Consider the following 566-nt stretch of genomic DNA (forward strand, 5'->3'; position numbering starts at 1 on the left):
ATGAGTAATGCCTTTGATGCCAATGTAGCAATTGCGGCTGGTGCCGTCGTCTCAGGAGCGTTCTTTGGCGATAAGATGTCACCCTTGTCTGATACCTGTACCATCGCCTCATCCGTTGTTGGTATCGATCTGTTTGAGCACATTCGCAATATGATGTACACGACGGTACCTGCTTGGATACTCACGGTTATCTTGTTCTGGATGTTTTCAGGCCAGACAGCGGGTTCTGATCTTAGTCAGGTGACTATTCTCCAAGGGCAGCTCATCGACAGTGGCTTGGTACATAATTATGCGGTATTACCGTTTGTGGTATTAGTTGGACTGGCTGTCTTTCGTGTCAATGCCATCTATACGATTATTTGCACCATTGCGGTGGCGCTTATCATCACTTATATACATAGCAGTCCAAGCTTTGGACAATTAGGTGGTTATCTGTTTGCAGGATATGCACCGGCTGAGTCACTAGAGCTGGGTGAAGTAGGGGGTATGCTATCGCGTGGCGGTGTACAAAGTATGTTCTTTACGCAAGCGATTGTGATATTGGCACTCAGTCTCGGCGGGTTACT

The 566-nt window shown here is 47.3% G+C and carries 1 protein-coding gene; it reads left to right on the plus strand.

Annotated features, from left to right (window positions below; translation table 11 throughout):
- Positions 1-566: Na+/H+ antiporter NhaC family protein (locus tag I6E83_RS14695; RefSeq protein ID WP_320158400.1), on the plus strand; the 566-nt coding region annotated here is incomplete at both ends.

The sequence above is a fragment of the Psychrobacter sp. SZ93C1 genome, assembly GCF_015864635.1.
Taxonomy (GTDB): domain Bacteria; phylum Pseudomonadota; class Gammaproteobacteria; order Pseudomonadales; family Moraxellaceae; genus Psychrobacter; species Psychrobacter fozii.